Below are 25,006 nucleotides of genomic sequence, written 5' to 3'. Positions count from 1 at the left end.
ACTTTAGTCCTCATTTTGGATTCGTCTTTGAAGTTCAATAATTTCGAATGCAAGGTCTTTACACAGCATTGCATTCATAATGTGATCTTGAATGTGCGTTAAGATCAGGGTCATTTTTACTTTGCCTTCACCTTCGTCAAAGCTAATGAGTTCTGTTTGTGATTTATGTACTTCAGCTAATGCTTCATCGGCGGCGTTAAGTGATGCTTTTGCTGATTCGAAATCACCTTGCCTTGCTTCTAACATTGCTTGCATCACTGCTGAACGCGCTGCACCAGCTTGGCATAAAAGTGTCATCAAAAATTCTTCTGTAATTTCCATCATCCATTCCTTAATTTTTTATTCTTAATTTTTTATTCTTAATTTTTTATTCTAAATTTTGATAAGCCATCTATTACCTTATGAATCATGTGTAAAAGATGGCTATTTTCTATCTATGAAATACCGTTATTAATGAGATATAGCGATTTGTGATCCCATACAGTATTTATTAAGCCGCTTTAGCTGATGATAACGCCCCTGCTTCATCAAGCTGTTCAGGTTCTTCTTGCGCTAATAATTCTTTTTCATACGCTTTGAAGAATGGATAGAAGATTAAACCACTCACAACAAAACAGACTGCAACAACAACTGCTGCTAGCATTGAGTTCGTGGCCATTACAGCACCGATAGGCGCAGGCATTGTCCATGGTGGTAAGGCAACAACGTTAGACACTAAATCGAGCTTGAATACACTCCAAACGATAGATGCGTTGACTAATGGTGCAAGAATCCAAGGGATAAAGAATGTTGGGTTCATTACGATTGGCGTACCAAAAATCACAGGTTCATTAATATTGAAACAACCAGGAATTAATGACATTTTACCAACAGTACGTAGGTGAGCGGATTTAGAACGAGCCATCATGCAAACTAGCGCTAATGTACCGCCTGAACCACCAACGAATACGAAGAAATCCATGGTTGGGTTGATGAAGATAGCCGGTAAGTCTTTACCTGCTTCAAGTGCTTCTTGGTTTGCACCTAAGTTGATTAGCAGTAGTGGACCAATAACACCTAAAACAACGGATGCGCCGTGAATACCTGCAAACCATAATAATTGGATTAATAAAATAGCCAACGCAAAAGCGAAGAATGTATCAGAAGCAGCTACAAGAGGGCTAAACAATGCCATGATGCCAGTTGCTATATTTAAGTCAAAGTTACCCAATACACCATTGATAACTTGCACAATTAAGATCATTGCTACAACAGGTATAAGCAAGTCAAATGACGCTGATATTTTTTCAGGCACCGCTTCTGGCATTTTAATACGAATGTTCTTTTCAACAAGAAACGTTTGTAGCGTAGGTACTAATAGACCACAAATAATGGCTGTAAATGCACCCGCACCACCTAAGTAAGCCATAGGGATAACACTACCTAACTCGCCACCAACCCAAACAGCAGGTGCAACTGCTAATAGGAAAGAGAACATAGATAGCATGCCTGAGTTCATTGGGTTAACACCTTTTGTGTTAAGCGTCTCAGCTAAGTTATATGCGATACCATAAGCAGAGTACATCGCAAAGATACCCATACTAACAAAGAATGGACCAACAATATTATCACGACCAATACCTTGAACGACTGAGTGCCAGCCATCTAAAAACCAGTTACCCGAACCAGGAGGGTTAGCAAATACAAGCAGTAAAGAACCAACGATCAGGAAAGGCATTGTTGAAATGAAACCATCTTTAATCGCGCAGATATGCTTTTGACAAGCGACCTTGCCTGCAATGGGCGCAATGACGCGCTCGACAAAATCCATAGTTGCATTTATAAGAGACATAAAACTTCCTTTTTTTATAAAATATGTATTGAATCACAGCAAAAAAATGCGCAACGATAAAACTACGCACTGATTTAATTATTTAGCTGGTCTTTAATCGAAAAGCCATTTAGCAACGCGAACAAAAAGCCTAACTATCCCTTTAAATCAATAGCTTGCTGTAGAATTTCTTTACCCTTCATCATGCCGTATTGCATCATATCAATTTGTCCACAAGCCACATTTTCTTCTTCACAACGCTTACTGAATTCAGCAAATTTGTATTTCACTTGTGGTGCGACAAGACAAACATCGTGTTTCTTAACTTCAGTCTCGAATGCAGAAATAGAATAAGCGTTAATTTCAGCTTTAACATCCGCAGATTCTGCAGCTTGTCGCATTTTTTTAACAACCATTGAAGTAGACATACCAGCTGCACAGCAAAGGAAAATCTTAATCATATCTAATAACCTCTTGATTTATAATCTTTAAATTGTTAATCGGGAGTGTGTAATCAATATCAACATCAGATTCACCCACAACTCCCCTTTGAGGTACATGTTGCGCCGGTGTATTTTTTTTTACAAATACCAAACACTTAATTTGTGATCTGAAATATGTTTCATTTTTAGTTTGTTAATTCATATTACGGACATAACGCCATGTACAATGAAACAAATAATTAACATTGAAATCTTGATAAAAAATTAACACGATTCACTTTTAACTTTAAAAACATAATGTTATAAGTAGGCCCGTATTTTGGTCGTTCATTAAAAGTCAGTATTAAATGAAGGGTTAAATCTTTAACTTGATAAATATAAATAAAAAAAAGAACTTATTTCCCGCTGTGAACTATCTCTCACTTTGAGTTTAAATCACTTTCGAGTTTAATGTTTTTTTATGTGAGCCAAGTCTCTTAGCCACAAAAGTTTAAAGGTACTTAGAAGACTTAAGCCTGACAAAAAGAGGTGGTTAATAAATATTATTGAAGATATAGAGGTGAGGTATTTTAGGTTTATTGGGAGGGTGTTAGAATCATGAATATTATGCTACGACTTGATTCATCAACGCACATATTTCATCAATTTGTTCATCTGCGGTAAATCGGCGTCCCACAAGTCAACATGATCGACTGTATATTCACCGTCTATTTGTAAATTACGGATCACCTTGTTACACACATCACTGGTGATAGACTTTTCTTTCCTTGATGAAGGCTCTACAAATAAGATCTTTTTTATAATAACTCCATTTATTTGATTACCGCTTTCCAATCTAATCACCTAAAGATTATTAATATATTTCTTAATAATATCAACAGCTTCACTATCGACAACATTTGTACCAACAAAAGGCATTTTCACGCCTGCTGTCAATGAGAAACCTGCCGAATGGTGCCACGACGGAATTTCAAAAGTATACTCCTCTTGCTCTTCTGTCATACGGTAAATCAATGCACTATTCTCAGCAGCACCGGGCTTTATCACTTTTTCAGGAGAACCCGTAGAGGTTAGATAGTCACTTATCGACTTTCCTATTGCGGTTTTATAAGTACCATTTTGTTGAATATAATTTGCTGTTGCATCATGGTTGAAATTTAAAGTCGTTGTTAACTCAGCAAAACCTGCTTCATTATGGCAGTGACCACAATTAGCATGCAAATATCCAAATACAGAGCGTTGTAATGGTGCACTAGCTACATTTTGAATACGCGGCATCACCTGTAATATCTTCGTTGTTTTCTTCAATCTTTGTAGCGCTGATAAAGTTATCATCCCAGGTTTCAATTCACTTCCATGGATAGCGTTAGGATCTCGATCATCAGATAATTGTAATGCAGAGAATCCTAATACTGGTGTTTTTTTTAGTCCACTATCGATACCTCCTTTCGAGTGACAATAACTACAATCATGTTTACTTGGAATATCGTAATATTTCCCATTAGCTAAAAGGTAATGTTCCTTAATTCCCTCCTCAGGAGCTAAAGTCGCAACGGTTTGATCCTCATTCCAAACATAAGTTTCCGCTATCCAGTCTTTATCACTAATTTTTTCTAAAAGACGAGTTTCAATTTTACGCTTTTTTCCCATTTCAATAAATGAGAACTCTTTCCACAACTTTGTCCCTCTAGGAAAGACCCAACTGTTTGGGTTTGATGTATCAATTTTTTTCCTTCTAGGTAAATAAATCCATCTGTTTTTATCTGCACCATCAGACCACAAGGGGTATTGGGGACTATATTCAGAAAAAATGGCTCTACGGAGGAAGTAAATACCAAAGTGCCCACCTGATTTTTTCTGCAAGTCATAAAAACCAGAATCACTCAACGAGTCATAAGCTGATACGGACGTAGTGATCAAGCCTGAAAGAAGAGCTATCAATATTTTAATTTTCATTTTTATTCTCATTTTAATCAGTAACACCTTATTTACGCTAAAGCACTTAACATAGGCCCAAGTAAAGCTCGAATGAGCCAGAAACAAATACGATATTGATATCTTCTCGGGGTATTTGACTAGAGCGCAATTCTTGCAACTTCAAAAGGTTATCCTGAAACCGGGAAAAGCGATCTCCTACTATATAAAACTTATTTAGCACCATAACTAACTCCTTGTTAAATAAACCATACTTCAAACTACCTAACCTTGTAGCAAGCACTATTTTAGTGAATTCACTTCCTGCGACTCGAACATTTCAAGCCACTATAACCCCGTCCTTAAACATAAAAACTTGATACTTCATCTAAGAATTAGGGATATACTACTCGAACTATCATTGATGATGGAATAGCAAAAATAGAACAATAGGATGTTATAAAATGTACAACTTAAGTTGGGGTTTGATCCGTTATGCACTTTTCACTTATCGTAGGGGATCTGCATCAGGTGCAGCAGAAGCACTTAATGTCACTCACGCCACCGTGATTAGAGGATTAAAAAAATTAGAGGATGAAAGTAATACTAAATTATTTAATAAGTCTCCTTCTGGTTATACTCCGACAGATAATGGAAAGTTGCTTATTTCAGCAGGTGAAAAAATGGAAGCTGAAATATATCAATGGAAAATAAATCTTGAGAATGAAAATAAGCACCCCAGTGGCCTGTTACAAATAACCACAACAGGAGCCATCATGAACAGCTTAATCTGCCCACATCTAAGCGCATTTTATCTACTATACCCAGACATAAAACTCGAGTTCAGCACATCATATGAATTCAGTCATATGACTAACCATGCATTTGATATTGCGATACGATCAACGTCGACACCGCCTGAAAATTTAATTGGTCGGAAAGTAAAAAACGTCCGGTGGGGTATTTATCATAATGGATCAAATCATGCCAAAAATGATGAGTGGATTGGCTTTAATAACCTCTCTGCACCCTCATCGAAATGGATGAGTACGCTTTTTCCTGACGCAAAAATAAAATGCAGCGCGTCCTCAATTTTGAGTCAACTTGAAGCCGTAAAAGCCGGTGTTGGCAAAGCGATCCTTCCTTGCTTTGTCGTTGATAACCATCCAGAGATAGAGAAAATACAATCACTATCAGACAATTATACAACTGACATTTGGTTGTTATACCACCGCGAATCTCGCGGTTGTCCGAAAATAAAGGCCTTTATTGACTGGCTAAAGACGGATGTTTTTTAGTCGTGCGAATTTCACGGCTCTTGTGATGACTAACCGAGTGTCAACCATACTATTAAATGATATCACTCACAAAGCATGCATAAAATCTTCGATTACCACGTCACCCGCATATCTATCGTTATGAAGTGAGGTTAGTATGTATGAAAAAAGCATTGATTAACGCGATGTTAATCAATGCTTTATTTGGTATTCAAGTATAGATTTTTTCAATCTAGGTAACTAATAGTTACAGTGCGGCAGCTTCAACTTCAGCTACAAGCGCGTTTAATTGCGCGATAGTGTCTTTGATTTCAGCACGGAAATCATCAGCAACTGTTGTAGCTGGAAGTGCAAGGTAAGCTTCAAGCTGTACCACTAACAATTTCAATAGCGCAGAATAAGTCGCTGTGTTTTGCTCTTCTTCTAATGCTAATAATGCAATGTTAATCGCAAAGTGTTGTGTTTCAGGTTGATCCGCTTTAGCTAAATGTTTATTTACTTTTAACTCAGCGTAATCAACGAACTGTAATTTAGTGTCGATGTCATTGTTTAGCTTTTCTAAAAATTGTGTATTGTCAGTCATAATACTTTTATCCTATGTAAATAAGCTTTGTTTTTAAATGCTACCAAATTCAAGTCTGAAGTGTATAACCAATAAGCAGCAATTTTTGAAAAACGTTATAACGAAAAAAGCCTGCTCAATGAGCAGGCTTTTTCAAATTCCAATTGCTTGGAAAAATAAGTGGTCGGTGATAGAGGATTCGAACCTCTGACCCCCTGGTCCCAAACCAGGTGCGCTACCAAGCTGCGCTAATCACCGAACATGGTGCGGAAGGAGAGACTTGAACTCTCACACCTTGCGATACTAGAACCTAAATCTAGCGCGTCTACCAATTCCGCCACTTCCGCACAAACTATCAACTTATCAGCAGGTAACTCTGACAAGGGTCGATAACTTCACCTTAGTGAGTTATCAAATATGGGGCGACTGAAGGGATTTGAACCCTCGACAACCGGAATCACAATCCGGGGCTCTACCAACTGAGCTACAACCGCCACTAACTTTTACATCAACCCGTTTTGGTAAACGAATTAATTTCTACTTTTACGTAGATAATATGGTGACCCCTATAGGATTCGAACCTATGGCCTACGGCTTAGAAGGCCGTTGCTCTATCCAACTGAGCTAAGGGGTCGTGGTCGGTGATAGAGGATTCGAACCTCTGACCCCCTGGTCCCAAACCAGGTGCGCTACCAAGCTGCGCTAATCACCGAAAGTGTTGAAGACTACGTCTGTCAACGAGGGTGGATATTACAGAGTTGCTCTGTTCTCGTCAAATAGTTTATCTAAGTGAAGAAGCAACTGCCTAATAGTTATACACCAAGCGAGATTATAACAACAATATGCATAGTTTCGATGCTAATTGCAGAATTTTTATTAAATAGTAACGCAAATCAATAACAAAGCAGGTTTCAATTAACCTGCTTATCGACGTTCTAATCTGCTTATACTAGCTCTGCTACCACAGTTTCGGACCATGACTCTAAACTTAGCTTTGCTAATTCGTCCGCCGCTAAAAAGCCCGCTAAGTTCAACGCGTCTTCTTTGCTCGTTACAACAAGGTCTGCATGTACTTCAGCAACTAATACAATACCTAGATGTACTTCATCAACCGGTGTTACGTCTTTAGAAAGATAACCTATTGTTGTCATCCCTAAGAAGTCGCTTTCTTTTAAACCTAACTCTTCATGTAATTCACGATACATACCAGTGCGTAACGTATCTGCTAGTTGGAATACACCTTTTTCATCATAAACCGCATCAACAGCATCAACGTGACCACCAATACCAATACTGAATAAGTTATGTAAGCGAGATTCACCACCTGATACAGAACGTTCGTATGCTAAGTATTTGTCACCCTGCTTTACAACCACATAAGGAATAAGCTGGCGAAATTTAGGATTTGTTTCTAACAGTGCGCGCTGCATAATAACAACATCTTTACTTTCGATATTTACAGTTGAACTGTCAATTAAACGGGTTGAGGGTGCTGCTACGTCTGCAAAAACGGAAATAATATGCTCTTGATGTTTCACTGTTATCTACCTAAGTAATTTAAAGCATCTTTATAACCAAATAGACCTTCTTTGTCACTCTAATTAGATGATTATTTATCCTAAGAATTGCTGACAAAGTCACATTTTAGTGCGAAAATGGCGCAACTTTCTAACCAAGAGATGAATATAACTCAATGACAGCTCAAATCATTAATGGAAAAAATATTTCTCAGCAAGTTCGCCAGAAAGTTGCTGAAGAAGTGGCTACGCGTACTGCACAAGGATTACGCGCCCCGGGTCTTGCTGTGATTTTAGTGGGTGCCGATCCGGCATCACAAGTATATGTTGGGAGTAAACGTCGTGCCTGTGAAGAAGTAGGCTTCGTTTCTAAATCTTACGATCTTGAAAGAGATAGCTCACAAGAAGCTTTATTAGCATTAATTGATGAGTTAAACGCAGATACCACGATTGATGGAATATTAGTGCAACTGCCTTTACCTGCGCATATTGATACAACCCTTGTGTTGGAACATATTCGCCCAGACAAAGATGTTGATGGTTTTCATCCATATAACGTAGGTCGTTTATCACAACGCATCCCTGCATTACGTCCTTGCACACCAAAAGGTATTATTACGCTACTTGAATCAACAGGTGTTGACCTACATGGTCTAGATGCTGTTGTTGTTGGTGCGTCGAATATTGTTGGTCGTCCAATGACGCTTGAATTATTACTTGCAGGTTGTACAACGACAACATGTCACCGCTTCACTAAAAACTTAGAAGAGCATGTACGCCGTGCCGATTTAGTTGTAGTAGCAGTTGGTCGTCCTAACTTTATTCCAGGTGAATGGATCAAGAAAGGCGCAATGGTGATCGATGTTGGTATTAACCGTTTAGAAAATGGTAAACTTGTTGGTGATGTTGGCTTTGAAGTAGCAAAAGAAAATGCTTCTTTCATTACCCCTGTACCAGGTGGTGTTGGTCCAATGACAGTTGCAAGCTTGATCGAGAATACTCTAATCTCTTGCCGTGATTACCATTCAAAGTAATCGATAAGCAATCAGTTACAAATAGTACGTAATAAACCATCACGTATTATAAATAATAAAAGCCGCATCACCTTTTGGTCATGCGGCTTTTTTGTAAGCTAAGCTCTGCGCTTAAACCTTAATTAGGCATTTATTTGAAACTTAACAGTTCCACTTCAAAGATCAGTGTTGAACCAGGTTGGATACTACCAGCACCTCGGTTGCCATACGCTAGATTGCTGGGAATAAAGAAGCGACGTTTCTCACCCACTACCATCAACTGTACACCTTCGGTCCAACCGGGGATCACTTGATTTAAACCAAATGTAATCGGCTCGCCGCGCTGTACAGAGCTATCAAACACAGTACCGTCTAATAATGTACCGTGATAATGAACTGTTACTTTAGAACGACCGGTTGGATGTTCAGTGCCAGTACCTTCAGTAAGTACTTTCGATTGTAGGCCTGACGCAGTTACTTCAACACCTTCTTTTTCTAAATTCGCGGCTAAGAACTCTTTACCTAATTCTATATTTTCAGCGGCTTGTTTTTTATTCCCCCCCATGCGCTGCATAAGGAAAAAAATCAACGCACAACCGATGATCACTGAAATAATTTTAAACATGATTAATCCCTATCTAGTAAAAAAACGCCGATGACGGCTTAAATTCAACACATTCAGTCATCAACATTTAAAGTTAATTCAATTTTATTTACAGCGCCAACTTTACTTACGACGCCAAGTAGTACCGTTAGCACCATCTTCCAATACAATACCCAACGCATTTAACTTGTCACGAGCATCATCCGCCATGCCCCAATCTTTACTTGCACGAGCATCGTTACGTTGTTTAATAAGCGCTTCGATTTCAGCCACTTCATCATCTTCACCTGCATCACCTTGTAAGAAGGCTTCAGGTTCTTGTGACAGTAGACCAAGTACATTACCAAATGAAATTAACTGTGCGGCTAATTCACCTGCGCGTTTCGCATCAGTATCTTTAATACGGTTAATTTCTTTTGCCAGTTCAAACAACACTGGAAATGCTTCTGGTGTATTAAAGTCATCATCCATTGCCGCTTTAAACGTTTCAACGTACGCTTCACAACCAGGAACTAGACCATCAACGTCGGCAACTGTCACACCACGTAATGCGGTATATAAACGCTCTAAGCTTGAACGTGCTTGTTTTAAATTTTCTTCTGAGTAATTTAACTGGCTGCGGTAGTGACCTGAAAGTAAGAAATAACGAACAGATTCACCGTCGTACTCTTCCAATACATCACGGATAGTAAAAAAGTTATTAAGTGACTTAGACATTTTTACTTTGTCGATTTGCACCATGCCAGAATGCATCCAAGTATTAACGTACTCGCCATTATGTGCGCAGCATGATTGTGCCACTTCATTTTCGTGGTGTGGGAACATCAAATCAGAGCCGCCACCATGAATATCAAATACTTCACCCAGTAGTTTGTTATTCATTGCTGAACATTCAATATGCCAACCTGGACGCCCTTCACCCCAAGGTGAAGCCCAGCTTGGTTCACCTGGTTTCGCCATTTTCCATAACACGAAGTCCATCGGGTTACGTTTATTTGATTCAACTTCAACGCGCGCGCCCGCTTGTAACATATCTAAGTCTTGGCCACTTAACTTACCGTAGTCAGCAAACGTCTTCACTTCAAATAATACATCGCCACTATCAGCAACATAAGCGTGGCCTTTTGCGACTAATTTTTCGATAATCTCGATAATATCTGGCATGTGGCCCGTTACCGTCGGTTCGATGTCAGGACGGATCATATGTAGTGCATCAAAATCGTCGTGCATGGCTTGGGTAAATCGCGTAGTTAACTGATCGCAAGTTTCGCCGTTTTCATTTGCACGTTTAATGATCTTGTCATCAACATCTGTAATGTTACGGATAAATTTAACCGCATAACCGCGATGGCGAAGATAACGCACCACAGTATCAAACGCCACAAAAGTACGACCGTGACCTATATGACAGTAATCATAGATAGTCACACCACATACGTACATACCGATTTCACCTTCGGTGATAGGTTTAAATTCTTCTTTTTGGCGAGTCAGTGTGTTGTAAATCTTCAGCATCGAATAGTGATCCTTGCGCAAACAGTAAAATGCAATTAATTGACTGATTTTACCATTAGCATTAATGATTACTAGCTTTGCAACAGCATAAAAGGTCGAAATTTAACTGAACAACGAAAAAAGTGTATAAATCAGCCAAATGAAAGCACAAAAATAAGCCCTTCCTACCCCTTCACTATCGAAAAGCTTTGCCATTGCTAACCTTTAGGATAGAATTTACCCGTTAACTAACTAAAGGATCATTAAAATGATAACTCTACATACAGATTTCGGTGATATCAAAATCGAACTTAACTTTGAAAGTGCACCAAAAACAGCAGCTAACTTCCTAGAGTACGCAGAAAGCGGCTTCTACGAAGGTACTATCTTTCACCGTGTAATCGATGGCTTCATGGTTCAAGGTGGCGGCATGCTTCCTGGTATGGAAGAGAAAAATTCAAATGCACCTATCGAAAATGAAGCAGACAATGGTCTGTCTAATAAACGTGGTACATTAGCAATGGCACGTACTATGGACCCGCATTCAGCAAGTTCACAGTTCTTCATCAACGTGAAAGACAACAACTTCCTAGACTTCACAAGCAAGACTTCTCAAGGTTGGGGTTACTGCGTATTCGGTGAAGTTGTTGAAGGTATGGACGTGATTGAAAAGATCAAGAAGGTACCAACCTGTAACCGCCGTGGCCATGGTGACGTACCATCAGATGACATCATCATCACAAAAGTAACGGTAGAAGAAGCATAATTGCTTACTCTATTTATTAAAATTGATACACTGCTTCGGTAGTGTATTTTTTTATTCCCCACAAGGATGAAACCATCACATGACAACGTTTTTTATTTCAGATCTGCACCTTGATGAACGCCGTCCGCAAATAACCGAATTATTTTTACACTTTCTTGCGACCGAAGCACGCGAAGCTAACGCGCTCTACATTTTAGGCGACCTATTTGAATTCTGGTCTGGTGATGATATTAGTAATCCACTTAACGACAGCGTTCAAGATGGACTTAAAGCGTTAACCGACAGTGGTGTGAAATGTTTCTTAGTGAAAGGTAATCGTGACTTCTTGGTGAGTAAGCGTTTTGCTAAACGTACAGGCATAACAATCCTCGGAGATTACACAGCGATTAATCTTGACGGCCAAAAGGTACTCATTGCACATGGCGATACCTTCTGTACGCTAGATGAAAAATACCAAGCATTTCGTGCAGCCGTTAATATCCCATGGCGTCAGAAATTATTCACCTGTTTACCTATCTTTGTCCGCGAAGCGATTGCCGATAAAATTCGAGGAAAAAGCCAACAAGGTAATCAACAAAAAAGTATGACGATCATGGATGTAACAGAATCTGAAGTTGTCGATAAAATGCAAGAATATAACTGCCAGATATTAATTCATGGTCATACCCACAAACCGAATATTCACGATGTGCTATTACCGGGTGATAAAATTGGTAAACGTATTGTGTTAGGTGATTGGTTTGATCAAGGTAGCGTACTTATTTGGCATGATGGCCAATATGATCTGCAACAGCGTGCATTTTTAAAAAATGCATAAAAATAGCGCAGCTGGAAAAATGGAAGATCTAAAAAAGGAGCATTACGCTCCTTTTTAAATCAATCGACTAAATTATTTAGCTCACATTAAAGATTACGCACCTTCATTGTGGATCTCTAAATTAGCTATTTCTTCCTTTTGTTCTTTGACTGTTTTAGCATCATCGCTACGGACATCATTAAGACGCTGTAAGTAAGCCCCATCAATATCGCCAGTAACATATTCACCACTAAACACAGATGTTTCGAACTTTTTAATCTCAGGATTACATCTTGAAACAGCAGCGACCAAATCACCTAGGTCTTGGAAGATAAGCGCATCAGCACCAATGATAGTGGCAATTTCATCAACACTGCGGTCATGAGCAATCAATTCTTCTGAACTCGGCATATCAATACCGTATACGTTTGGATAACGTACTTCAGGGGCTGCGGAAGCTAAATAAACTTTATTTGCGCCTGCTTCACGTGCCATTTCAATGATCTGTTCTGATGTTGTACCACGTACAATAGAGTCATCAACTAGTAGTACATTTTTACCTATAAACTCAGATGAAATTGCATTCAATTTACGACGTACAGACTTACGACGCAAAGTTTGTCCAGGCATGATAAACGTACGACCAATATAACGGTTTTTAACAAAACCTTGGCGATATGGTAAATCTAATACTTTTGCAATTTCTAACGCACTATCACATGACGTTTCAGGAATTGGGATCACAACATCAATGTCAATATCAGCCCATTCACGCTTAATTTTATGACCGAGTTTCTCGCCCATTGCAAGACGTGATTCGTAAACCGATACCTTATCAATGGTTGAGTCTGGACGTGCAAAGTAAACAAATTCAAAAATACATGGGTTATGCTTTGCATTTTCAGCACAGTGCGCGCTAAATAGCTCACCTTCATCAGTAATATAAACAGCTTCACCTGGTTCAATATCACGTACAAAGTTAAAACCTACTGCATCAAGTGCAACAGATTCAGAAGCTACCATATATTCTTTTCGTTCATCTTCAGTTCTCACACCTAATACTAACGGGCGAATACCGTTAGGATCACGGAAAGCAACAAGACCATGATTAATAATCAGTGATACCACAGCATAAGCACCGCGTGCTTGCTTGTGTACAGCTTTAATTGCAGTAAAAATATCTTCTGCAGTCAAATGTAAACTTGGGCATTTATCTAATTCATGCGCCATAACATTAAGTAATACTTCTGAATCAGACGTGGTATTAATGTGACGACGGGCTTTATGAAATTGCTCTTCTTTTAATTCGGCGGCGTTGGTTAGATTTCCGTTATGAGCAAGGGAAATACCGAACGGAGAGTTAACATAGAAAGGTTGAGCCTCAGCGGCGCTCGAGCTTCCTGCCGTAGGGTATCGAACATGACCGATACCAATATTACCTTTCAAACGCTGCATATGTTTAGCTTCGAATACATCGCTCACTAAACCATTTGCTTTGCGCTGCCTAAAGTTTCCATCACTTAAGGTTACAATCCCAGCAGCATCCTGTCCACGATGCTGTAATACTGTTAATGCGTCATAGATAGACTGATTAACAGGGGTTGTAGAAACAATGCCAACAATTCCACACATAACCTAAATTCCTCGTTTACTGTGCTTTCGATAAAATGCTATTTATAACGTTTCGCTTGTCATAAACCCTGCATGTTGTCCCATGCAGAAGCTTGATGTTCAAAAAACCATTTAATGAGTGGTTTTAACTCAGCTATTAGTGGCGAATCCTGCCACCAAGCCGTTTCCGGGAAACTGGTGAATAACTGTAAAAATAACAGTAATACGCACACCACTAATACTCCTCGGGCAATACCAAAGCATACACCGAGCAATCTATCCGTACCTGATAAACCAGTTTTATCCACTAATTGACCAAGTATGTAATTTAGCAAAGCCCCTAACATAAGGGTCGAAATAAATAATAGCGCTATCGCAACGCCATTTTTAACTAACTGTTCGCTGAATGCAGCACTAAATGCATCGAAATTTTCTAAGTAGGCAGCAATATCTTGATAATAATAGCGAGATATAAAGAAGGCACAAAACCAAGTGCAAAGAGAGAACGCTTCCTTGACAAAACCACGCACTAAACTTATCACTGAAGATAAACCAACAATACCTAAGATAAGGTAATCAATCCATGCCATTTTTTGTTCCACTCGTTTGAAATTCGCGTCATTGTAACAAGTTAAATACGAGATTGATAATAGTTATAAACAAAAAAAACCGACATAAATGTCGGCTTTTTAATTACTTGTCTCGAGGGTCAAATTTCTCAATTACACCTTTCAAACCGGTGATTTTTTGTAATTTTGGCAATAAACGTTTTAGCTCATTTTTATTTACGTTTGGCCCTACATATAATCGATTTAACTGGCCGGCCTGTTTATGGCGCGGTAATCGATAAGCATCAAAGCCTGCTTTTCTAATTTTTTCAACCAATTCATCAACTGCGACTGAATTCTTGAAGGTACCTAAACGAATATTCCAACTATTACCAACTGGCGGTATTACTTTTGTAGTTTCGACAGGTTTAGCTAGTGGGATAAGTTTCGGTGCTTTAGTGATAGGTTTAGGTGTGTATACTGCTGGTTCCGCTTTTTTAGCCGCCGTTAAATTAATTGTGGGGGCGGGTTCAATGAGTAATTCCGCCACTTCATTATCAAATGAATCAAAGTTAACGGGCTCAGCAAGTTCAACTAACGCAGGGCGCAAGGGAATGCTCGCAGCATTCTCACGATACGTGACCTTCTGACCATCTAGTAAGTCAGGTAAAAATATGATACCAATCGCCACTAGAATAATAGTGCCGACTAAACGATGTTGAAATGTCGATGCCACGTTTATTTAACCACTTATATGTTGGATAATTTCCGCTACCGTGAAAAACGAGCCGAAACCAATAATAATATCATTACAATCAGCACTTTGATTTGCTGATTGCCAAGCTTGCGCTATTGTATCATGACTCATAGGCTGCTGGCTAAGGCTATCACGGCTTTTCCCACTCTGTTGCATTGCATCCACTAATCCCTGCTCGATTTGCTGACAAGGTGCAGCGCGTTCGCCCTGTAATGCAGCTAAGTGCCAACAATCAATAACATCTGTTAAAGCTGCCAAACTTGCTGCAATATCTTTATCTTTGAGCATGCCAACAACAGCAATAATCTTAACTGGCAAATGAGCCTGTTGCTTGAAACGTGCGAGTTGTGTTGCGAGGTAACCCGCTGACTCAGGATTATGTGCAACATCCAAGAATTGTTGTGGCGAGGTACCTAATCGTTGCATACGACCTGGTAACATAGCATTCGCAACACCACTTCGAATGGCAGATTCAGGTACAGCCAACCCTAACGCTTGAATTGCGGCAATTGCCGTAGCGGCATTTTGCAGAGGTAACTGGGGAATAGTCAGGCCAGAAAACACAGAGCCAATATTAGCTTGTTGTTCTGTTGAACTCACTTGCCAATCCCAACTTTCAGCATGCTGCGTGTAATAATAGTCTCGATTAACAGCAACCAGTTCAGCACCGACTTCGTCAGCATACTCAGCAATGGTAGGTGGCGGATTAATCACACCACAAATAGCTTTTTTATTGGCGCGGAAAATACCCGATTTTTCACGTGCAATAACGGCTTTATCTGTACCAAGCCAATCAGCATGATCAATATCAATCGTAGTGACAACAGCAACATCAGCAGAAACAATATTTGAAGCATCTAAACGACCACCTAATCCAACTTCAAGGATCACAACATCTAATGTTGCATCTTGAAATAATTTCAATGCGGATAATGTCGTAAATTCAAAATAAGTTAATGTGGTATCACCGCGTCCTGCTTCAATAAAGGCAAATGAATCAGCATGCGCTTGTGCGCAGAGCATTTCACCGTTAACGCGAACACGCTCTCGGTAATCTTGAATATGGGGAGAACTGGTGACACCAACATTGTACCCAGCATCAAGTAGAATTCGTTCTAAAAATGCGCAGGTAGACCCCTTACCATTTGTACCTGCAACGGTAATGACTTTGGCATCAAATGTGGTTAATGCTAAATCAGCAGCAACGCGTCCTATGCGACCTAATCCCATTTCAATATTAACAGGATGAATACTTTCTAAATAGCAAAGCCAGTCTGCGAGAGACTGGCTTTTATTAATACTGTTCAACATCGGTAATAGTTACTCGTTAGTGTTTACTCGTTAATGTTTTGAGCGTCACTTGGAGTCTTAATTTCATCCGCTGCAGGTACAACTACTGGCGTTTCTTCTGTACTTGCTGGTGCAGTCGCGATGTTATCAGACGTTTCCAAGTTCATCATCTTCGCTAATAAGCCTGCAAGTTTATCACGCATTTGGCGACGATCAATAATCATATCGATCGCACCTTTCTCCAATAAGAACTCACTACGTTGGAAACCTTCAGGTAACTTCTCACGTACTGTTTGCTCAATAACACGTGGTCCAGCAAAACCAATCAACGCTTTTGGTTCAGCAACATTAATGTCACCTAGCATAGCCAAACTTGCAGACACACCACCCATTGTTGGGTCTGTAAGCACAGAAATGTAAGGTAAACCTTTTGCTGATAGCTTCGCTAACGCCGCACTCGTCTTCGCCATTTGCATTAATGAGAATAATGCTTCCTGCATACGCGCACCGCCACTTGCAGAAAAACAAATTAACGCACGATTTTCAGCCATACACTCATTTATTGCAGCAACAAAACGAGCACCAACAACGGTAGCCATTGAACCGCCCATAAATGAGAATTCAAATGCACAAACAGCAACTGGAATACCTTTAATCGTCCCTTTTTCTACGATTAGCGCATCTTTTTCGCCTGTTTTCTTTTGCGCGCTGGATAAACGATCTTTATATTTTTTGGTATCGCGAAACTTTAATTTATCACTTGGTTCGAATTCTGCACCAATTTCAATGCGGCCATCTTTATCAAGTAATTTATTAAGACGTTCACGTGCATTCACACGCATGTGGTGATCACACTTAGGACAAACGCCTAAATTACGCTCAAGTTCTGCATGATATAAAACCTGGTCACAAGAGGTACACTTAGTCCACACACCTTCAGGAATATTACGACGCGCTGTTGCGCTCTTGCTTTTTGGTAGTATTTTTTCAATCCAGCTCATGAACCCTACTTATAATTTGTTCTAATTAATTGAAGTATAAGATGTTAAATGCGTTGTTAATACGATAATGATACAAAAATTCAAAACCAATTAACAAAAATTAATGCGTTAAGTCGATATCTGTCGAACTTAACAATACTCCACATTTATCGTGTGACACAATTAAATCACAGATTATCCAATAAGTTTATCTAAAACTGGTCATACCCTTGTGACTTACCGTCAGAAATCAATAAAAAATGATAAAGCGACATAAATAATAACAGCTTATAATCGCTTCCTCACGCTCTTAGCAATGATAAGTCACCTTTCACCAATTAGTATTTTATTGTCATTAAATCAAACAATTAAAAGCTTTCAGGTAAAAATAATGGCCCGACTGCAGGTCTTGGAATATTAAATTCGCTTGGATAGTCCACTTCAATCATGTACAGACCTTCAGCTTTACTTGTTGCCGCTGCGACAGAACGATCTCTACCGGCCAATAATTCACCAATCCACGTAACGGGCTTATTACCCTTACCGACTTCCATTAATGAACCGGCTAGGTTTCTCACCATATGGTGTAAGAATGCATTCGCTTTCACATCAATAATAATATACGCATTTTGACGGATCACTTTAATATGCAGCATAGTCTTAACGGGACTTTTGGCTTGGCAATGCTTAGCTCGGAAAGAAGTGAAATCATGTTCTCCCACTAATTGCTGTGCCGCTTCATGCATTAATTCAGCATCAATATCACCATGGTAATAACTCACACCAGAACCTAAAATTGCAGGACGTAGATTATTGTTATAAATAATATAGCGATAACGTCTTGCTGTTGCACTAAAGCGAGCATGAAACTCTTCATCAACTTCCTGCGCCCAACGAACTGCTATGTCATCAGGTAAATTAGCATTGACACCCAGCGTCCATGCCACATCTTTACGGATAGAGTCAGTATCAAAATGCACAACTTGACCAGTACCATGAACACCAGAATCGGTACGTCCAGCGCAATGAACTCTCACAGGGTGATTCGCAACGCGTGACAATGCATCTTCCAGTTTCTCTTGAACACTAATCACGTCCATTTGTCGCTGCCAGCCGTAATATTTACTACCGTCATATTCTATACCGAGTGCAATTCGCATTTATCTTCCAACTTTAGACTTTCATTAATTTAAAAAACAAAAAGCGGTGACTTTCGCCACCGCTTTACTAATTATTACACAATAATTATATCGCTCAATTATACCGCTTCAGCTTACAAGTTGAAAGTAGCTAAAGTTCAATAATCCCACTAATGTTTTACACTACTAACTGTTAGTAAAGAATCATAATCGACTCAAAAGCTTATTCACTTCCGCTTGCTGCACCGCATCACCGGTACCCGTCAATGGTTCTAGAATAGATTTAGCACCATCTTTATCTTCAATTTCAAGATAGGCACGCGCAAGGTCTAATTGCGCACCAAAGCGGTTATTATCATCATCAATATCAACCGCGTTACTATCAGGTAAGCGGTTAGTGTATTCATCAAGGCCTACATCTAATTTTACTTTATCATAAGGTTCATCTTCGATATTAGCAGGCTCTGGCGATGATTCATTTAACAATTTATCGATATCAATAAACTCTTCTGCTTGTGCTGCTGCAACATCAATCGGAGGCTGTTCGCTTGGCGCAGCACTAAATGCATTAGGACTGAATTCTGCCAACATAGCTTCAATATCATCTAACGGCTCATCAGCATTATCAGATTTTTTTATAGTTTCAGGGGCTTCACTCACAGTCACATCAAGTTCAGCTAACATTTCATCAACAGTCTGACCTTGGGCTTTTGGTAAATTGACTTCAACGCCTGCTTCAGCTAAAAGACTATCGATATCGTCCATATCGACGACTTGCTGAGTTTCTATTTTCGGTGCAATATTGTCAGCTTGAGCAATATCATCTAAACCAGCTTCCGCTAAAAGCTTGTCAATATCGTCCATATCAACAACTTGGTTCACATCTGGAACAGATGATGTGTTACTTGGCACAACGTCACCCGCTTGCGCTATCGCTTCTAATTCAGCTTCAGCTAAGATACTGTCAATATCGTCCATATTCACAAATTCATCAGTTACTACTGGTGGTGATTCTGTAACGGGTTCAGAAGCTGGAGCGCCAGTAGTCTGTGAGTTACTGAGTTTAAACTGTTCTAACATTGAATCGACTTCAGCTAAATCAGCATCCAATGTATTTTTATTATTTTTCGGATCGTCTGGGATCAAACTAGGTTCGTCTAGCTCTTCACGCCAGCTTAGATCAGGTGCCACACTATCATTTTCAAAGCTTGTACTTTCGTCATCTAATGTTAGGTCAATATCACTAAAATCATTATCATTTAACTCTGGTATGACAGGCGCTTGATCTATAATTTCCGGCATAATAGGCGCTGCAGGTTTAGTAATAATAGAGTCTATTGGCAAATCATTAGGTTCATCTAAAAATACAGTATCTTCTGCGTCGAGCTCTAAATTAAAATCTGGCACTTCTAAGTTGGCCGCTTCAAATGTGCTTATCTTATCAGCAGGCTTTCCTGCGGGTGCTTTAACCTCTTCAGGCGTAGACATCGCACTATCAGATGTAAAGCTTTCAGTATTAAGGTAATCACTGAGTTCATCAACGGTATTATCCGCATCAAACATCACGCTATCTTCAATATTATTCTTCTGATCATTTCTATTTTTTAACCATAGCCCTAACCAAACTAAAAACAGTAATGAAAACACACCAGAGACACCACCAATTAACCACCAATTGTTATAGCTTTCAGCTTCCATCACCGCTTTTTTCTTGGCATCATCTATCGTAACTTGCTGTTCAGAAATACGTGTATTTTGCTGTTCGATTAATGCTTTTAAATCCGCTTTCAATGCATTATCAATCGCCATTTGCTCTTTAAGTTCCGCTAATTCCATACGAATACTTTCGAGCTGTAATTTCAGGCGTCGATTAGTTTCACTTGATAATAAAAGATGTTCATTGCTTTCTGTTAGCTCACCTTGTAATAAAGCAAGTTTATCACGTTGAATTTTATTGCTGACAATCACCTTCGTGCTTGGTTTAGCAGTATTGCCCGGTGGGGTTGATTTCGTTTTAGCAACTGATTTTTTCGTGAGCGCATTTTTTAGGGCTGAACCGTCTGTTGCTTGTATCTCAGCGGCACTGGGGATCTTAAGCAAACTACCATCAATCATTTTATTGATGTCACCACCTAAAAATGCATGAGGGTTAAGCGCAAAAATGGCGGTCATCGTTTTGTATAAACTTAAGCGGCTATCTGGCCTCGTGGCGGTTGCAACTGACCATAACGTATCAGCCTTCACAATTGGTCCGTAACTATTAGGCGAAGAAGGCGTGTACACTTCAGGGCCTTTTAATTGAAGAACAAATCCATTTGAATTCGCAGCAATACCCGCCATAGGAATCAGCAGAAATAAAACAATCCATTTTAACTTCGATAAACCCGATATCATTGTTAACCCTTACTATGAAACAACACCAACACACTTAAAATTAATATAACATATCCAAAATTTCAGTATACACATGAATTTACTGGTATCTTCTACTTAACTATTCTAATGGTTAATTTCAATAAAAAAAATTTGTGAATTGAAACTATGATATAAATCAGAAAAATAAAATACAAATAAAAAAATAGCACCCAATATTGGGTGCTAAATATGCAATTCAAATAAATTCATCGCCAAGGGCTAAAATTTACCCTTACAGGTAATCGCGAATTAATACTTCAGCAATTTGTACACTGTTTGTTGCAGCACCCTTACGGATGTTATCGCCTACAACCCACATATTAATCCCACTTGCGTGTGAGATATCTTCACGAATACGGCCAACAAACACGTCATCGTGACCAGCAGAGTCAGAAATAGGTGTTGGATAGTCTTCTTCATTTTCAATCAGTTTAACACCAGGCGCATGACGCATGAGTGAGCGTACTTCTTCGGCACTGATTGGTGTACGAGTTTCTAAATGGATCGCTTCAGAGTGACCATAAAATACAGGTACGCGTACTGCTGTTGGATTAACCATGATGTACTCATCACCAAAAATTTTCTGTGTTTCCCACACCATTTTCATTTCTTCTTTGGTGTAACCATTTTCAGTAAACACATCAATCTGTGGGATCACGTTAAATGCGATCTGCTTTGGATATACTTTTGTTTCGACTTCACGTGCATTTAATAAACTTGCCGTTTGACCAGCTAGTTCATCAATTGCGCTTTTACCAGAGCCCGATACGGCTTGGTATGTTGCAACATTAATACGTGAAATACCCACAGCATCATGGATTGGTTTTAATGCAACTAACATTTGAATTGTTGAGCAATTTGGATTCGCGATAATGCCACGGTTTGTATATTGCGCAATTGCTTCTGGGTTGACTTCTGGTACAACTAATGGAATATCTTCGTCATAACGGAAGTGTGATGTGTTATCAATAACAACGACACCCGCATCGGCTGCGATTGGCGCCCATTTTTCTGATACCGAACCACCAGCAGAGAACAAACCGATTTGAACTTGTGTCCAATCGAAATTATCAACATCTAATACTTCAACTTGTTTATTATTGAAGGTAATTTTACCACCCGCACTACGGCTACTTGCTAATGGATAAATATTACCGATTGGAAATTTACGTTCCTGTAAGATTTCCAACATCATTTGCCCTACGGCACCTGTTGCTCCTAGTACTGCAACATCATATAGTTGACTCATCAACGACTCCTAAAAAATTATTTGGCAAACCCAAGTTGATACAACGACTCTACCGCATATTGAGACTCATTTACTAGCCTCAATGAGGAAAATTCTCTTCTTTCTAGGTAATTTTTACGCATTTCATCAAAACTACCCGTTTTCATTATGTTCTTTCTAAAAATAGCGTCATCTCGGCGAACATCGTATACCAAATGAACCAGATTTTTAGCGAATGTTTGATCTGCACTTTGGTTAATATCAATGCGACTGACTGCAGGCACAGGCAAGATATCACTAATACTTCGGTCTGCTTTCTGGCCTAAGAACTGTGCGTACGCCTGATAAATCATCTCCGTACCACGCGCTTTACCTTCTAAGCTGTACCCCGCAATATGTGGTGTAGCAATAGCAACATAAGGGATCAACTCAAGTAATGGCGTTGGTTCATTTTCCCATACATCCAGTACGAGCGTCATTGCATGCCCTGCTTGTTTTAATTCCAGCAGTGCCTGATTATCAATCACATCGCCACGACCGCTATTAATCAGGATCGCGTCTGGTGCTATACCCGCCAGTAATTCAGCCGTTAATAGATGCTTGGTTTGATTATGGCCAGTTTTCACTAATGGCACGTGTAAGCAAATGATATCCGCTTGTAATGCTTGTTCTAAGCTAACAAACCCTGTCAGTCCTTCTTTCTCTACGCGAGGAGGATCGCATAGCATCACTTGAGCACCGAGAGCCGTTAGTCGACTGACCGTTTGCGAACCTGTATTACCAACACCAATAACGGCGATTTTTTTATCCGCTAATACAAAACTTTGCTGTTCAGCTAACACTAATAATGCGCTGCAAACATAATCACCAACAGATACCGCATTACAACCAGGCGCATTAGTATATTCAATATTTCGTTGCTGTAAGCATGCTTGGTCTAAATGATCGATACCAATCGTTGCTGTACCCACAAACGCTAGTTTATTGGCTTTAGCAAGTAATTCGCTGTTCACTTGCGTGACGGAACGTACCATCAAGGCATCTACATCACGTAAATCCTCAGCTTGAATTGTACGGCCAGATAAAGGAACTACTTCACCAAACTGAGAAAACAATTCGGTTGCATAAGGCATATTTTCATCAACTACGATCTTCATTTAAGTATTCCCTTAATAATACGACTAGGGTTATTTTGCGCGTTGTGAAGATAAAAAAAAAGCCCATTTATCAATAATCTGATAAATGGGCTTACATTGTCTTCATCAAGGAAGAATGAACCGTCACTTAAACGTTTTTATTTAAGCGCTTTAATACACTATTATTTAGTAAATTTACTAAATACTAGCGTCGCATTCGTACCACCGAAACCAAAGCTATTCGACATTACGTTAGTTAGCTCTGCATCAATAGCTTGACCAGAAACGATGTCCAGACCTTCTGCTTTTTCATCAAGGTCTTGAATGTTAGCACTTGCTGTAATAAAACTGTTTTCCATCATGATTAATGAATAAATGGCTTCATGTACACCCGCAGCGCCTAACGCGTGACCAGTCAATGCTTTAGTTGCACTTATTTTAGGTGACTTATGACCAAATACAGCTTGAATCGCTTCAAGTTCTTTTGTATCACCTACAGGTGTAGATGTACCGTGTGTATTTAGATAATCAATTTCGCCGTCTACTGTTTCTAGCGCTTGTTGCATACAACGCACTGCACCTTCACCCGACGGTGCTACCATGTCATAGCCATCTGATGTTGCACCGTAACCGGTAATTTCTGCATAGATAGTTGCGCCACGAGCAAGTGCATGCTCAAGTTCTTCAACAACAACCATACCGCCACCACCAGATATAACGAAACCATCACGGTTTGCGTCATATGTACGAGATGCTTGTTGTGGAGTTTCGTTATACTTAGTTGATAATGCGCCCATTGCATCGAACTCTAAAGCTAAAGTCCAATCAATTTCTTCACCGCCACCAGCGAATACAACGTCTTGTTTACCCAGTTGGATTTGCTCTACTGCATGGCCAATACAATGCGCACTTGTTGCGCATGCAGAAGTAATAGAATAGCTTGGGCCTTTAATTTTGAATGGTGTAGCAAGACAAGCAGAAATCGTGCTCGACATAGTACGAGTCACCATATATGGACCGACACGTTTCACACTTTTATTACGAGCGATATCTACAGAATCAACAACGTTCTTTGATGATGCACCACCTGAACCTGCAATAAGGCCAGTACGTACGTTAGATACTTGCTCTTCTGTTAAACCTGAATCATCAATCGCTTCTTGCATTGCAATATAACTGAAAGCGGCTGCATCACCCATGAAACGCATTGCTTTACGATCAATGATTTCCTTAGGATCAAGATTAACAGTTCCGCAGACTTGGCTACGTAAGTTTTGTTCAGCAAATTGTGGTGCAAATTCAATACCGCTGTTACCTGCTTTCAGTGACTCACATACTTCTGCTTTGTTGTTACCGATACTTGATACAATACCGATACCTGTTATAACCGCTCTTTTCATGATATTCCCTAATATAAAATTATTACGTCATTCTTACTTATTTTTTAACGTCATCTGGTCTGCTTTCCCTATAATCAGATAAAATTATGACCGTTTTATTAATTTTGAGCCTATAGACTCATTCTTTTTATATTAAAAAAAATCAGCCTTAATCTGCTAGACGCCCAGTTAGAGCCTCAGTCCTATCTACTTTCATTATAGTAAAGCGTTAACATCCAGTATCCCATTGCTATCTAAGATTGTCACCGCCTAAAAATTGCTTGGGATCAAATCATCTGCGATTGTTGTTACTTTTGCTGCTAAAAC

At 39.4% G+C, this 25,006-nt stretch carries 23 protein-coding genes and 5 tRNA genes; 4 read left to right on the top strand and 24 right to left on the bottom strand.

The window, feature by feature from the left end; genetic code table 11:
• Positions 1 to 3: 3 nt before the first annotated feature.
• From HWV03_RS06950 to HWV03_RS06930, 5 genes are all read right to left on the bottom strand, one after another.
• Positions 4 to 324 (bottom strand): PTS lactose/cellobiose transporter subunit IIA, encoded by a 321-nt coding sequence (locus HWV03_RS06950; protein ID WP_255547104.1) that lies wholly within the window; start codon positions 322 to 324, stop codon positions 4 to 6.
• Between the two features lie 166 nt (positions 325 to 490).
• Positions 491 to 1,831, bottom strand: coding sequence for a PTS sugar transporter subunit IIC (locus HWV03_RS06945; protein ID WP_211679059.1), 1,341 nt, complete (start codon positions 1,829 to 1,831; stop codon positions 491 to 493).
• A gap of 134 nt (positions 1,832 to 1,965) precedes the next feature.
• Positions 1,966 to 2,271 (bottom strand): PTS sugar transporter subunit IIB, encoded by a 306-nt coding sequence (locus tag HWV03_RS06940; protein ID WP_211674661.1) that lies wholly within the window; start codon positions 2,269 to 2,271, stop codon positions 1,966 to 1,968.
• 606 nt (positions 2,272 to 2,877) lie between these two features.
• Entirely contained in the window at positions 2,878 to 3,087 is a 210-nt protein-coding gene (locus HWV03_RS06935) for a hypothetical protein (protein ID WP_211679058.1), read from the bottom strand.
• A 9-nt stretch (positions 3,088 to 3,096) separates the two neighbouring features.
• Positions 3,097 to 4,209 carry a hypothetical protein gene (locus HWV03_RS06930; RefSeq protein WP_211679057.1) on the bottom strand — a complete coding sequence of 371 codons (1,113 nt, stop codon included), beginning with the start codon at positions 4,207 to 4,209 and terminating at the stop codon, positions 3,097 to 3,099.
• Between the two features lie 422 nt (positions 4,210 to 4,631).
• Between HWV03_RS06930 and HWV03_RS06925 the strand changes: the two genes are divergently transcribed.
• Positions 4,632 to 5,465: a LysR family transcriptional regulator gene (locus HWV03_RS06925; RefSeq protein WP_211679056.1), complete on the top strand. Its 834-nt coding sequence runs from the start codon at positions 4,632 to 4,634 to the stop codon at positions 5,463 to 5,465.
• 226 nt (positions 5,466 to 5,691) lie between these two features.
• On the opposite strand, the gene HWV03_RS06920 is transcribed toward HWV03_RS06925, so the two are convergent.
• From HWV03_RS06920 to HWV03_RS06890, 7 genes are all read right to left on the bottom strand, one after another.
• On the bottom strand, positions 5,692 to 6,027 hold the full coding sequence (locus tag HWV03_RS06920) for a hypothetical protein (protein ID WP_211679055.1): 336 nt from the start codon (positions 6,025 to 6,027) through the stop codon (positions 5,692 to 5,694).
• A gap of 160 nt (positions 6,028 to 6,187) precedes the next feature.
• A tRNA-Pro gene (locus HWV03_RS06915) sits at positions 6,188 to 6,264 on the bottom strand.
• 4 nt (positions 6,265 to 6,268) lie between these two features.
• Positions 6,269 to 6,353, bottom strand: a tRNA-Leu gene (locus tag HWV03_RS06910).
• A 71-nt stretch (positions 6,354 to 6,424) separates the two neighbouring features.
• Positions 6,425 to 6,500 (bottom strand) — tRNA-His (locus HWV03_RS06905).
• Positions 6,501 to 6,563: 63 nt separating this feature from the next.
• A tRNA-Arg gene (locus HWV03_RS06900) sits at positions 6,564 to 6,640 on the bottom strand.
• Between the two features lies 1 nt (position 6,641).
• Positions 6,642 to 6,718, bottom strand: a tRNA-Pro gene (locus HWV03_RS06895).
• Positions 6,719 to 6,950: 232 nt separating this feature from the next.
• On the bottom strand, positions 6,951 to 7,544 hold the full coding sequence (locus tag HWV03_RS06890; protein WP_211679054.1) for an NUDIX domain-containing protein: 594 nt from the start codon (positions 7,542 to 7,544) through the stop codon (positions 6,951 to 6,953).
• Positions 7,545 to 7,699: 155 nt separating this feature from the next.
• Here HWV03_RS06890 and folD point away from each other — a divergent pair, with 155 nt between their 5' ends.
• Positions 7,700 to 8,557: a bifunctional methylenetetrahydrofolate dehydrogenase/methenyltetrahydrofolate cyclohydrolase FolD gene (gene folD, locus HWV03_RS06885; protein ID WP_211679053.1), complete on the top strand. Its 858-nt coding sequence runs from the start codon at positions 7,700 to 7,702 to the stop codon at positions 8,555 to 8,557.
• Between the two features lie 130 nt (positions 8,558 to 8,687).
• Here the strand turns inward: folD and HWV03_RS06880 are convergent, their stop codons facing one another.
• Complete coding sequence (locus tag HWV03_RS06880) at positions 8,688 to 9,110, bottom strand: FKBP-type peptidyl-prolyl cis-trans isomerase (RefSeq protein ID WP_370629429.1); 423 nt, start codon at positions 9,108 to 9,110, stop codon at positions 8,688 to 8,690.
• A gap of 153 nt (positions 9,111 to 9,263) precedes the next feature.
• The gene (gene cysS / locus HWV03_RS06875) at positions 9,264 to 10,655 is read right to left on the bottom strand and encodes a cysteine--tRNA ligase (RefSeq protein WP_211679052.1); all 1,392 of its coding nucleotides are present in this window, start codon (positions 10,653 to 10,655) and stop codon (positions 9,264 to 9,266) included.
• A gap of 247 nt (positions 10,656 to 10,902) precedes the next feature.
• Here cysS and HWV03_RS06870 point away from each other — a divergent pair, with 247 nt between their 5' ends.
• Positions 10,903 to 11,400: a peptidylprolyl isomerase gene (locus HWV03_RS06870; protein WP_211679051.1), complete on the top strand. Its 498-nt coding sequence runs from the start codon at positions 10,903 to 10,905 to the stop codon at positions 11,398 to 11,400.
• Positions 11,401 to 11,479: 79 nt separating this feature from the next.
• Complete coding sequence (gene lpxH / locus HWV03_RS06865; protein ID WP_211679050.1) at positions 11,480 to 12,217, top strand: UDP-2,3-diacylglucosamine diphosphatase; 738 nt, start codon at positions 11,480 to 11,482, stop codon at positions 12,215 to 12,217.
• A 93-nt stretch (positions 12,218 to 12,310) separates the two neighbouring features.
• On the opposite strand, the gene purF is transcribed toward lpxH, so the two are convergent.
• The 10 genes from purF to fabB form a co-directional block, all read right to left on the bottom strand.
• A complete protein-coding gene (purF, locus tag HWV03_RS06860; RefSeq protein WP_211679049.1) occupies positions 12,311 to 13,828 on the bottom strand; it encodes an amidophosphoribosyltransferase in 1,518 nt (505 codons plus the stop codon).
• 59 nt (positions 13,829 to 13,887) lie between these two features.
• Positions 13,888 to 14,397: a CvpA family protein gene (locus tag HWV03_RS06855; protein WP_211674651.1), complete on the bottom strand. Its 510-nt coding sequence runs from the start codon at positions 14,395 to 14,397 to the stop codon at positions 13,888 to 13,890.
• Between the two features lie 103 nt (positions 14,398 to 14,500).
• The gene (locus HWV03_RS06850) at positions 14,501 to 15,091 is read right to left on the bottom strand and encodes an SPOR domain-containing protein (protein WP_211679048.1); all 591 of its coding nucleotides are present in this window, start codon (positions 15,089 to 15,091) and stop codon (positions 14,501 to 14,503) included.
• Positions 15,092 to 15,097: 6 nt separating this feature from the next.
• Positions 15,098 to 16,423 carry a bifunctional tetrahydrofolate synthase/dihydrofolate synthase gene (gene folC / locus HWV03_RS06845; RefSeq protein ID WP_211679047.1) on the bottom strand — a complete coding sequence of 442 codons (1,326 nt, stop codon included), beginning with the start codon at positions 16,421 to 16,423 and terminating at the stop codon, positions 15,098 to 15,100.
• Positions 16,424 to 16,446: 23 nt separating this feature from the next.
• The gene (accD, locus tag HWV03_RS06840) at positions 16,447 to 17,403 is read right to left on the bottom strand and encodes an acetyl-CoA carboxylase, carboxyltransferase subunit beta (RefSeq protein WP_211679046.1); all 957 of its coding nucleotides are present in this window, start codon (positions 17,401 to 17,403) and stop codon (positions 16,447 to 16,449) included.
• A 347-nt stretch (positions 17,404 to 17,750) separates the two neighbouring features.
• Complete coding sequence (gene truA, locus HWV03_RS06835; RefSeq protein ID WP_211679045.1) at positions 17,751 to 18,542, bottom strand: tRNA pseudouridine(38-40) synthase TruA; 792 nt, start codon at positions 18,540 to 18,542, stop codon at positions 17,751 to 17,753.
• A 183-nt stretch (positions 18,543 to 18,725) separates the two neighbouring features.
• Positions 18,726 to 20,915, bottom strand: a complete 2,190-nt coding sequence (locus tag HWV03_RS06830; protein WP_211679044.1) for a FimV/HubP family polar landmark protein — start codon at positions 20,913 to 20,915, stop codon at positions 18,726 to 18,728.
• 253 nt (positions 20,916 to 21,168) lie between these two features.
• Positions 21,169 to 22,185, bottom strand: a complete 1,017-nt coding sequence (locus HWV03_RS06825; protein ID WP_211674645.1) for an aspartate-semialdehyde dehydrogenase — start codon at positions 22,183 to 22,185, stop codon at positions 21,169 to 21,171.
• Between the two features lie 17 nt (positions 22,186 to 22,202).
• Positions 22,203 to 23,321: a 4-phosphoerythronate dehydrogenase gene (locus HWV03_RS06820; RefSeq protein WP_211679043.1), complete on the bottom strand. Its 1,119-nt coding sequence runs from the start codon at positions 23,319 to 23,321 to the stop codon at positions 22,203 to 22,205.
• 161 nt (positions 23,322 to 23,482) lie between these two features.
• Positions 23,483 to 24,700 carry a beta-ketoacyl-ACP synthase I gene (gene fabB, locus HWV03_RS06815; protein WP_211674643.1) on the bottom strand — a complete coding sequence of 406 codons (1,218 nt, stop codon included), beginning with the start codon at positions 24,698 to 24,700 and terminating at the stop codon, positions 23,483 to 23,485.
• Positions 24,701 to 25,006 lie beyond the last annotated feature (306 nt).

This window comes from Moritella sp. 36, from assembly GCF_018219415.1.
In the GTDB taxonomy this organism is placed as follows: Bacteria; Pseudomonadota; Gammaproteobacteria; order Enterobacterales; family Moritellaceae; genus Moritella.
This window is presented reverse-complemented; position numbering and strand designations above follow the sequence as displayed.

Excerpts from the sequence above, each read along its gene's own strand:
- HWV03_RS06950 (WP_255547104.1), bottom strand. The coding sequence starts at position 324 with ATGATGGAAATTACAGAAGAATTTTTGATGACACTTTTATGCCAAGCT.
- HWV03_RS06945 (WP_211679059.1), bottom strand. The coding sequence starts at position 1,831 with ATGTCTCTTATAAATGCAACTATGGATTTTGTCGAGCGCGTCATTGCG.
- HWV03_RS06940 (WP_211674661.1), bottom strand. The coding sequence starts at position 2,271 with ATGATTAAGATTTTCCTTTGCTGTGCAGCTGGTATGTCTACTTCAATG.
- HWV03_RS06930 (WP_211679057.1), bottom strand. The coding sequence starts at position 4,209 with ATGAAAATTAAAATATTGATAGCTCTTCTTTCAGGCTTGATCACTACG.
- HWV03_RS06925 (WP_211679056.1), top strand. The coding sequence starts at position 4,632 with ATGTACAACTTAAGTTGGGGTTTGATCCGTTATGCACTTTTCACTTAT.
- HWV03_RS06920 (WP_211679055.1), bottom strand. The coding sequence starts at position 6,027 with ATGACTGACAATACACAATTTTTAGAAAAGCTAAACAATGACATCGAC.
- folD (WP_211679053.1), top strand. The coding sequence starts at position 7,700 with ATGACAGCTCAAATCATTAATGGAAAAAATATTTCTCAGCAAGTTCGC.
- HWV03_RS06880 (WP_370629429.1), bottom strand. The coding sequence starts at position 9,110 with ATGCAGCGCATGGGGGGGAATAAAAAACAAGCCGCTGAAAATATAGAA.
- cysS (WP_211679052.1), bottom strand. The coding sequence starts at position 10,655 with ATGCTGAAGATTTACAACACACTGACTCGCCAAAAAGAAGAATTTAAA.
- HWV03_RS06870 (WP_211679051.1), top strand. The coding sequence starts at position 10,903 with ATGATAACTCTACATACAGATTTCGGTGATATCAAAATCGAACTTAAC.
- lpxH (WP_211679050.1), top strand. The coding sequence starts at position 11,480 with ATGACAACGTTTTTTATTTCAGATCTGCACCTTGATGAACGCCGTCCG.
- purF (WP_211679049.1), bottom strand. The coding sequence starts at position 13,828 with ATGTGTGGAATTGTTGGCATTGTTTCTACAACCCCTGTTAATCAGTCT.
- HWV03_RS06855 (WP_211674651.1), bottom strand. The coding sequence starts at position 14,397 with ATGGCATGGATTGATTACCTTATCTTAGGTATTGTTGGTTTATCTTCA.
- folC (WP_211679047.1), bottom strand. The coding sequence starts at position 16,423 with ATGTTGAACAGTATTAATAAAAGCCAGTCTCTCGCAGACTGGCTTTGC.
- accD (WP_211679046.1), bottom strand. The coding sequence starts at position 17,403 with ATGAGCTGGATTGAAAAAATACTACCAAAAAGCAAGAGCGCAACAGCG.
- truA (WP_211679045.1), bottom strand. The coding sequence starts at position 18,542 with ATGCGAATTGCACTCGGTATAGAATATGACGGTAGTAAATATTACGGC.
- HWV03_RS06830 (WP_211679044.1), bottom strand. The coding sequence starts at position 20,915 with ATGATATCGGGTTTATCGAAGTTAAAATGGATTGTTTTATTTCTGCTG.
- HWV03_RS06825 (WP_211674645.1), bottom strand. The coding sequence starts at position 22,185 with ATGAGTCAACTATATGATGTTGCAGTACTAGGAGCAACAGGTGCCGTA.
- HWV03_RS06820 (WP_211679043.1), bottom strand. The coding sequence starts at position 23,321 with ATGAAGATCGTAGTTGATGAAAATATGCCTTATGCAACCGAATTGTTT.
- fabB (WP_211674643.1), bottom strand. The coding sequence starts at position 24,700 with ATGAAAAGAGCGGTTATAACAGGTATCGGTATTGTATCAAGTATCGGT.